General features: G+C 61.2%; 11 protein-coding genes. 8 read left to right on the top strand and 3 right to left on the bottom strand.

The window, feature by feature from the left end; all coding sequences use genetic code 11:
• The gene (locus tag E4Q08_RS25770; protein WP_169070733.1) at positions 1–945 is read left to right on the top strand and encodes a DUF3426 domain-containing protein; all 945 of its coding nucleotides are present in this window, start codon (positions 1–3) and stop codon (positions 943–945) included.
• A gap of 89 nt (positions 946–1034) precedes the next feature.
• Positions 1035–1970 carry a carbohydrate kinase family protein gene (locus E4Q08_RS13375; protein ID WP_169070734.1) on the top strand — a complete coding sequence of 312 codons (936 nt, stop codon included), beginning with the start codon at positions 1035–1037 and terminating at the stop codon, positions 1968–1970.
• A gap of 7 nt (positions 1971–1977) precedes the next feature.
• Here the strand turns inward: E4Q08_RS13375 and fur are convergent, their stop codons facing one another.
• Positions 1978–2445, bottom strand: coding sequence for a ferric iron uptake transcriptional regulator (gene fur, locus E4Q08_RS13380; protein ID WP_034910184.1), 468 nt, complete (start codon positions 2443–2445; stop codon positions 1978–1980).
• Positions 2446–2454: 9 nt separating this feature from the next.
• Here fur and E4Q08_RS13385 point away from each other — a divergent pair, with 9 nt between their 5' ends.
• Genes E4Q08_RS13385 through E4Q08_RS13395 form a run of 3 tightly spaced genes read left to right on the top strand, consistent with a single transcriptional unit; the run spans position 2455 to position 4422 of the window.
• Positions 2455–3102, top strand: coding sequence for an outer membrane protein assembly factor BamE (locus E4Q08_RS13385; protein WP_248594898.1), 648 nt, complete (start codon positions 2455–2457; stop codon positions 3100–3102).
• Between the two features lies 1 nt (position 3103).
• The gene (dapB, locus tag E4Q08_RS13390) at positions 3104–3910 is read left to right on the top strand and encodes a 4-hydroxy-tetrahydrodipicolinate reductase (RefSeq protein WP_034910186.1); all 807 of its coding nucleotides are present in this window, start codon (positions 3104–3106) and stop codon (positions 3908–3910) included.
• 35 nt (positions 3911–3945) lie between these two features.
• Positions 3946–4422, top strand: a complete 477-nt coding sequence (locus tag E4Q08_RS13395; protein ID WP_034910188.1) for a tRNA (cytidine(34)-2'-O)-methyltransferase — start codon at positions 3946–3948, stop codon at positions 4420–4422.
• A 32-nt stretch (positions 4423–4454) separates the two neighbouring features.
• Here the strand turns inward: E4Q08_RS13395 and E4Q08_RS13400 are convergent, their stop codons facing one another.
• Complete coding sequence (locus E4Q08_RS13400) at positions 4455–5441, bottom strand: NAD(P)H-dependent glycerol-3-phosphate dehydrogenase (protein ID WP_169070735.1); 987 nt, start codon at positions 5439–5441, stop codon at positions 4455–4457.
• 160 nt (positions 5442–5601) lie between these two features.
• A complete protein-coding gene (locus tag E4Q08_RS13405; RefSeq protein WP_034910192.1) occupies positions 5602–6096 on the bottom strand; it encodes a hypothetical protein in 495 nt (164 codons plus the stop codon).
• Positions 6097–6340: 244 nt separating this feature from the next.
• Here E4Q08_RS13405 and E4Q08_RS13410 point away from each other — a divergent pair, with 244 nt between their 5' ends.
• The 3 genes from E4Q08_RS13410 to E4Q08_RS13420 form a co-directional block, all read left to right on the top strand.
• Complete coding sequence (locus tag E4Q08_RS13410) at positions 6341–7756, top strand: hemolysin family protein (RefSeq protein WP_034910193.1); 1416 nt, start codon at positions 6341–6343, stop codon at positions 7754–7756.
• Positions 7757–8107 (top strand): DUF21 domain-containing protein, encoded by a 351-nt coding sequence (locus tag E4Q08_RS13415; RefSeq protein WP_248594899.1) that lies wholly within the window; start codon positions 7757–7759, stop codon positions 8105–8107.
• A 142-nt stretch (positions 8108–8249) separates the two neighbouring features.
• On the top strand, positions 8250–8805 hold a 556-nt coding region (locus E4Q08_RS13420), incomplete at its 3' end, for an IS4/Tn5 family transposase DNA-binding protein (RefSeq protein ID WP_169070736.1).

Below are 8805 nucleotides of genomic sequence, written 5' to 3' on the forward strand. Positions count from 1 at the left end.
GTGAAAACCTGCTGCCCGAGCTGCCAAACGATCTTCCGTGTCACTTCCGAGCAGATCCGCGCGCGTGCCGGAAAAGTCCGCTGCGGGCAATGCCGCACAGTGTTCAATGCCATCGACAGCCTGCTCGACGACGACGCGCCGCTGCTGACCCCGATCCCCCCGGATCAGGCGACGGTAGCGGCTTCTTCGGATCCCGCGACGGCAGCCGTGCAAACCTGGGAGGAGCCAACCCATCGCCCTGCCCCCGCCACCGGCCTGTTATTGCCGCCAGTTCCCGAGCCGACCGATATGCAGCCTGCCGACATTCCCATCGAGTCTGCGCCATGCTCTTCTGAACCAGGCATCACCAGTGCCGAGAAGCCCCTGGCAGAAAGTCCGGTGCGGCCTCATGAAACGCGCGCAATGCCAGGCTACGGCGGCTGGCTCGAAGGGGTGGTGGGCAGGCCGGCGCGGCCGGCCGACAAGGCCATGACCAGCAGGACATTCGCGACCGTCGCTGCACTGCTTGCCGTGATGCTTGCCTGCCAGTTGGTGTTTCATTTTCGTACGGCCATCGCGATCGGCATACCCGGCCTGCGACCAGCGCTGACGGCGCTGAGTGATGCCTTGGGAACCGGCATGCCGCTACCGCGCCATTCAGAGTGGGTGAGCATCGAGAACTCGGAATTGCAGATCGATCCGGGACGCAACAAACTGCTCGCCCTGCAAGCTACGCTGCGCAATCGGGCAGCATATGCGCAGGCCTACCCGGCGCTCGAACTGACGCTCACCGACAGCAATGACAGGGTGATCGCACGCCGCGTTTTGCAGCCTGATGAGTATCTGTTACCTTCGCTGCTGCCAGAGGAATCATTCGCAGCCAATGCCGACGTCGAGATCAGGCTATGGATCGAGGCCGGCGGGATCAAAGCTGCCGGTTACCGGCTTTACGTCTTCTACCCTTGATTGCGTGTTCCAGAGGGCTGCGGGTGCCGAGCAGGCCTTGCCGCCATTCCTTCCCATTCCACCTCAGACCCTAAAACCCCGGAAAGTCCATGTCTACGCTCATTTGCGGCTCCATCGCCTTCGACAACATCATGGTCTTCCATGATCGTTTCAAGAATCACATCCTGCCCGAGCAGATTCACATTCTCAATGTTGCTTTTCTGGTACCCGAGATGCGTCGGGAGTTTGGCGGTTGCGCAGGCAATATCGCTTACAACCTCAAACTGCTCGGTGGCGAACCCTTGATCATGGCCACGGTGGGCGACGATGCCGACCCCTATCTGTTGCGACTCGATGACTACGGCATCAAGCGCGCACATGTGCGCCGGATTGCCGGCAGCTTTACCGCGCAGGCCTTCATCACCACCGACCTCGACGACAACCAGATCACCGCCTTCCACCCCGGCGCGATGATGTACTCGCATCTCAATCGGGTCGCCGACGTCGAAGGGGCAACACTCGGCATCGTCGCTCCCGATGGTCGTGACGGCATGCTGCAACACGCGCAGGATCTCGCGGCGACGGCCGTGCCCTTTATCTTCGACCCTGGTCAGGGCTTGCCGATGTTTTCTGGCGACGAACTGATGAATTTCATGCGCCTCGCCAATTACGCCTGTTTCAACGATTATGAAGCGAAGCTGCTGTGCGACCGAACTGGCCGATCGCTTGAGCAACTCGCTGGCGAAGTGGAAGCGCTGGTCGTCACCCTGGGTGGTGCCGGTTCACGAATCTATGCCGGCGGCCATTGCCATGAGATTCCCTGCGTTCAGGCCGAGGCGGTCGTTGACCCTACTGGATGCGGTGACGCTTACCGCGCGGGCCTGCTCTACGGAATTGCCGCCGGCTGGGGCTGGAAAAAGATTGGTCAGCTTGCAGCGGTGATGGGCGCTGTCAAGATCGCCCATCGGGGTGGCCAGAATCATCGTCCAAGCCGGGATGCAATCGCCGAGCTATTCGCCAGGGCTTTTGCAGCGCCCCTCTGGTAAGCGCTGCTCAGGAGGGCGTCCTGTTGCGCTCGCCGGGATGCCGGAGCGCAGTGCCGCGATGCGGACAGTCCGGCTTGGTGCATTCGGCATACAGATAAAGCGAGTGCTCGCGAATGACGAAACCGCGATCCTTGGCAATCTTCGTTTGCCGGCGTTCGATCTCGGCATCGTAGAATTCCTCGACCCGGCCGCAGTCGACACAGACCAGGTGATCATGGTGCTGTCCGGGGCTCAACTCGAAGACCGCCTTGCCCGATTCGAAATAGTGGCGCTCAATCAGCCCTGCCTGTTCGAACTGGGTCAGGACACGATAGACGGTGGCCAGGCCGATGTCCAGATTCTCGGCGAGCAGCAGTCGGTAGACATCCTCGGCGGTGAGATGGCGGATCTCGGTCTTCTCGAACAGGGCGAGGATCTTGAGGCGTGGAATGGTGGCTTTCAGCCCCATGTTCTTGAGGTCGTCGGAGTTGCTCATCGGCTTACCTTGATCGGCTATGAAAGGAGGGTTTCGGTTATGATATACCCTGCGATGGCAGCCGTGCGGCACTGCCGCCAAGCTTTCGTTCGGATCGAACATGATCCGGCTCCCGGCGGGGTCGCTTCACTTGCCCTGGCTCGCACTGATCACACACCACGATCCGACCTGAACATGATCTTTCCACGTTTCGCCTATCCTGTCATGGTTCTCTGCACGCTTGCCGCTTGCTCGACGGTACCGCGCATCGTCAACGAATACCGGATCGACGTGCAGCAGGGTAACGTCCTGTCTCAGGAAATGGTTTCCCAGTTGCGCCCCGGCCTGACCAAGGATCAGGTGCGCTTCATCCTCGGCACGCCGGTGTTGACGGACATGTTTCACGCCAACCGCTGGGATTACTTTTATTGGCTGAAGAAAGGGAATTCGGGCGAGATCGAAACGCGCCGGTTTACGGTCTTTTTTGACGCCGACGGCAAACTGCGAAACGTGGCCGGTGATGTGGCCCCGGTGCAATCCACCGACGCCGCAGTGGTCTTCGAGGCGCGCAACCGGGAAATCGATCTGGGCTCGCTGCCGGCAGATGGCAGTACGGTGCTGCCGCCTCCGGATGGACCGGGTTTCTTCGGCACGATTATGGAAAGCATGGGATTCTGACATGGATGGATTGAGGATCGCGATCGCCGGTGCTGGCGGACGCATGGGACGCATGCTGCTCGAAGTCACGCTGAAAGATGTGGCAGCGACGCTGGTGGCCGCGATTGACCAGCCTGGCGTCCCCGAACAGGGCAAGGATGCTGGCGAACTGGTAGGGATGCCCTGCGGTGTCCTGGTCAGCAGCGACCGCGACGCCGGCATTGCCCGTGCCACCTGCCTGATCGACTTTACACGCCCCGCAGCAACTCTCCAGCACCTCGAAATCTGCCGCCGCCATGGCGTGGCGATGGTCATCGGTACCACCGGTTTCGACGCCGCGGGCAAGGCAGCGATTGCTGCCGCAGCAGAGGACATTGCGGTGGTCCTGGCGCCGAACATGAGCGTCGGCGTCAACGTGGTTTTCAAACTGCTCGACGTGGCGGCCCGGATTCTCGGCGAAGGCTACGATGTCGAGGTCTTCGAGGCGCACCACCGGCACAAGGTCGACGCGCCCTCGGGAACCGCGCTGCGCATGGGTGAGGTGGTGGCGCAGGCGCTCGGGCGTGAACTCAGGCAGTGCGCCATCTACACGCGCGAGGGAGTCACCGGTGAGCGGCCGCAGTCGAGCATCGGCTTTGCCACCATCCGCGGCGGCGACATCGTCGGCGATCACAACGTGATGTTCTGCGGCGTTGGTGAACGCATCGAAATCGGCCACAAGGCGAGCAGTCGCATGCCATATGCATTGGGAAGCCTGCGCGCGGCGCATTTTCTGGTGCAGCGCAAATCCGGCCTGTTCGACATGCAGGACGTACTCGGTCTGCGCTGAGTCGCCGCCCGATCAAGCAGCGTGCAGGCGGGCAGATGTTCGAGGTCGTACTGATCCACCCGGAAATCCCGCCCAATACCGGCAATGTGATTCGCCTGTGTGCCAATACCGGCACACGCCTGCACCTCGTCGAACCGCTCGGATTCGCGCTGACCGAAGCCCGGCTGCGGCGCGCCGGCATGGACTACGCGGAGTTGGCGAGCGTGCAGATTCACCCCGACTGGACCCACTGCTGTGCGGCACTGACGGCACTTTCGCCGCAGGGGCGGCGTTTTGCGCTGACCACCAAAGGAACTCTGCGTCCCGCTGTTGCCGACTTCCGGGCCGGGGATGTGCTGGTCTTCGGTTGTGAAACGCGCGGACTGCCGGCAGAAATTCTCGCCGAGTTTGCCGCCGAGCAACGCCTGTGCCTGCCGATGCGGCCAAACAATCGCAGCATCAACCTCTCCAACGCCGTCGCCATTACGGTATATGAAGCCTGGCGGCAGATCGGCTACGCTGGCGCCGCATGAGTCTGGCGGGCGAAGTGCCGGAGCATCGAGCGCTACCTGCCCTCGAAACCAATGTCCCGCTCCATCAGCGCGGCGACACCTTCGATTGGCGTCACGCTGCCGTCGAGCAACGTACAAACCCAGTCGGTAATCGGCATTTTGACGCCAAGCGCAGCGGCACGGCGCTGTACCTCGTGCGCGGCGGGTACGCCTTCGGCAACCTGGCCCAGTTCGCGGGTAATCTGATCGAGGGGCTTGCCGGTGGCCAGCAACAGGCCCACGCGCCGGTTGCGTGAGAGGTCGCCAGTACAGGTCAGAAACAGGTCGCCCATGCCGGACAAGCCCATGAAGGTGTCGGCGTGTCCCCCCAGCGCCTTGCCAAAACGGGCGATTTCGTGCAACCCCCGCGTCATCAAGGCGGCGCGGGCATTCATCCCCAGCCCGAGACCATCACAAACACCGGTGGCAATGGCCATGACGTTCTTGACGGCACCGCCCACTTCGGCGCCGATCACGTCATCGCTGGCATAGATGCGCAGTCGCGGCCCACGCAAGGCTTCGGCACAGCGCAGCGCGAAGTTCGCGTCGGTCGACGCGATCGTCACCACCGTCGGCAAATCGCGAGCCAGTTCATCGGCAAAGCTCGGCCCCGTGAGTACGCCGCACATGCGTTCGCCGAGCACCTCCCGAACGACCTGGTGCGGCAGCAGTCCGGTCCCCTTTTCAAGGCCCTTGCAGACCCAGAGGAAGGGCGTTTCGACCTCGGCATCACGCAGATGCTGCAGCGCAGCACGCAAACCAGCCAGGGGCGCAGCGATGAGCATCAGCTCGGCATTCTTGCAGGCCGCCGAAAAATCAGCAGTCGCCCGCAGCGAAGCAGGAAAGCGATGGCCCGGCAGGTAGCGGCTGTTTTCACCGGCCGCCTGCATGCGTGCAGCCTTTTCGGGATCGCGTGCCCACAAGCTGACGGAATGACGGTGGGCAAAGGAGATCGCCAGGGCAGTACCCCAGGCGCCGGCACCCAGAACCGCGATTTGCATTGCACTTCCCCCTTTCCGACCACCGAGTCGTTCGGCAGCACTGTGGGTCGGTTCCGCAGTGGCCGCCTGGCCAATACCGTCAAATGGCCGATGTGTCAGCCATCAGGCTGCCGATCAGGAATGCGGCATCTCGCCTTGCAAGGACAAATGGAAACTTGCTTCATTGAAGCCGCTGCGGCTCTCGCTGAGCGTCCGTGAAAACGTCACGCAGCGCACCTGCGCGCAGCAGAGACTGACGGGCATGGCCGACCTTCAGCCAGTCCTTGTGTGCAGTCAATAGCGCCAGGCTTTGTTCCACATAAGCATTTGAAGACAACTCGCTCGCGGCGTAGCGTCGCAGGAGAGCCAACCAGCGTGTGTGAATGGCACAAGGCGTGTGCTTGTCGCCGCCCGCGATCGGGCAATCCGGGCAACGCGTACTGGCCAGGGTACTGATCGCCGCCTGTTTTTGCCACTGCTGGCGATATTGCCTGGCATTGGCCTCAATCCACTCCAGTGCACGCAACTCCCTGTCAGCGTCAGGAAAGCTTTCGACATACGCTTCGATGGCCGAAAGCTGCTGGCGAAAGAACTCGGCATCCGCGAGATCCGGATTCGGGGAATCACCCACAAATCGGGTAATCAGCGCAAGGGTGGGGTCATCTACGATGTACATACATGTCCTGCAGCAGCGTGCGTACGCAAGTAGCGAACGCATACAATATAGCAGAATATGCTGCGTCGCAGCAATATACTTTTCGTGATAGGCAGCAGCGGCCAGTGCCCTCCACAGACTGAAATGCACAGTATTTGACCTTGGCATCAAATTGGCTGAAACTGAACGAGTTTGCATTGGCAGGCCATGGCCGGCGTCTAACTTTTGTCGTAAAGTATGCACACATTGATTCGGGAGCTTTGGGGTGGACCCATCACTTTGGATTGAACTGGTCGTTTTTGTCGTCCTGCTGGGATTCTCGGGCTTCTTTTCGAGCACCGAGACCTCGCTGTTCTCGCTGAGTTCTTTCCAGCTCGATCAGATGCGCGCTGCCCGGAATCCGCGCATCGAGCTGATCGAACGGCTGCGCAGCGAGCCGCGGCGACTGATCGTCACCATCCTGATCGGTAACGAGTTCGTCAATGTCTCGGCGTCGGTGATCTCGGCGGCGATGATCATCCACCTGTTCGGCGCCGAGAACGAGATGATCAACCTGCTGGTAATGGTGCCGATCCTGTTGTTGTTCGGCGAGATCACGCCGAAAGTGCTGGCGATTCGCAACAACGTCGCATTTGCCAACGTCGAATGCCGTCCGATTGATCTCGTCGCTCGCCTGATTACGCCGCTGCGCGAAGTGATCCGGTATATCGCCGATTTCTTCATCACCCTGATCGTCGGCAGACAGCGCTCACAGGGCAATCTGGTCACCGAAGACATGATTCGCACGCTGGTACATGATGCCGTTGGCGAAGGCGCCCTCGACAGTCAGGAAGCGCAGTACATCGAGAAGATCTTCGACTTCGGCAGCAAGACCCTGCGCGATCTCATGCGCCCGCGCTCGGACATCCATTTTCTGTCGGCCGATCTGCCGCTGGCGGAATTACTGGCACAGATCAAGGCAAGCCGCCAGTCCCGTTATCCGGTATTCAAGGGACACCGTGACAGCATCGTCGGCATCCTGCACGCGCGCGATCTGCTCGGCGTCGATCTTGCACGCCTCGAACGCGATCCGCAGGGGGTTCGCAAACTGCTGCGCCAGGCAAACTTCTTTCCCGAATCGAAACCGGCGGTGGAGCTGTTCCATACCTTCCGCCAGCGCAAGCTCTCCTTCGCGCTGATCGTCGATGAGTACGGGGGCGTTACCGGGCTGGTAACGATGGAAGATCTGCTCGAGTGCGTCTTCGGCGAGATTGCCAGCCCTTCCGACAGAGAAGCGGTAAGTAGACACCCGGTGCGCGAACTGGCCGATGGCCGCCGTCTGATCGATGCCAGCATGTCGGTCGAAGACTTCCATCAGGAGTTTGGCGTCGCGATCGAGCGCGAGGAGGCCGAAACCCTGGCCGGCGTGCTGCTGGACGCCTTTGGTGAACTGCCGGCCGCAGGCGCAGTGATCGATCTCTGCGGCCTGAAGTTCACCGTGGAAATGATCGAGCATAACCGCATCACGCACGCCCTGGTCGAACGCCTGCCGGAAGTGGTCGCACGACCGGAAACGGATGCCGGTGACGAGTTTGTACACGGCGCATCGGCAACGGCACAAGCCATGCCGCCGGCTGGCGAGGGCGGTCCAGCGAGTGCCGGGGCGCCGGCTCCTGTGTTCGGCAAGCGGAAGGATGCATAGATGGTGGAGATCTGGATCACTGTCCTGCTGATGATCGTTTGCCTGGTCGCCGAGGGCTTCTTCTCGGGTTCAGAACTCGGCATCGTCAGCGCCGACCGAATGAAGCTGCGTCACGATGCCGCCAAAGGCTCGCGTGGCGCGCGTCTGGCGCTCGAAATGCTCGAGAAGCGGCCGGAATGGTTGCTGTCTACGACGCTGGTCGGCACCAATATCGCGGTGGTGACCAACTCGACGATCGCGACCGCGCTGATGATCGATCTGTTCGGGGAACATGGCAGCTGGCTGGCGGTGGTCCTGGTCGCACCGCTGATCTGGGTGTTTGGCGCACCCGATTACCCACAACTCACTTGACATAGGAGCGCGCGGCGTGGCTTGACTCCAACGCGATAGCAAACGCTGTTGCATTTCCGCTTACCCACCCCATATATGCAAACGGCAACAGTTTTCAAGCTGTTGTTAAAACGTATATTTCGTAATCTTGCGGAGGTATGGCATGGGTTGGGCAGCGGAGGAGTTCAAGGATCTGGATTTGGGGGATGCGCGGCGGACGCGGCGCTTGATCAAGCTGGTGGATGATCTGTCGGCACAACCGACCGGAAGCATCCCGGTGGCTTGCGGGGGTTGGGCGGAAACCAAAGCGGCCTACCGGCTGCTGGACAATCCCGCGACGGACTGGCGTGAAATCCTGGAGGTTCATACCCAGCAAACGATAAAGCGGATGCAGGGCCAGCCGGTTGTCTTGTGTGTTCAGGATACCACCGAAGCGGATTTTACCTCGCAGCCGGGGATTGCCGGGCTGGGACGGTTGAGCTACGACGCCCAGCATGGGATGTTTGCGCATCCGACCCTGGCGATGACGCCGAGCGGGTTGGTGTTGGGCGCGACCGACTGCTGGATGTGGGCGCGAAAGCCAAAAGGTCAGCCCGACATCAAGGAAAGTATCCGCTGGGTGGAAGGCTATACCATCGTGGCCGATCTGGCCGAGACCGTGCCTGGTAGCCGGCTGGTATACATAACGGATAGGGAAGGCGACATTCGAGCGGTGATGA

It is taken from the genome of Candidatus Accumulibacter contiguus (genome assembly GCF_012940005.1).
Classification (GTDB): Bacteria; Pseudomonadota; Gammaproteobacteria; order Burkholderiales; family Rhodocyclaceae; genus Accumulibacter; species Accumulibacter contiguus.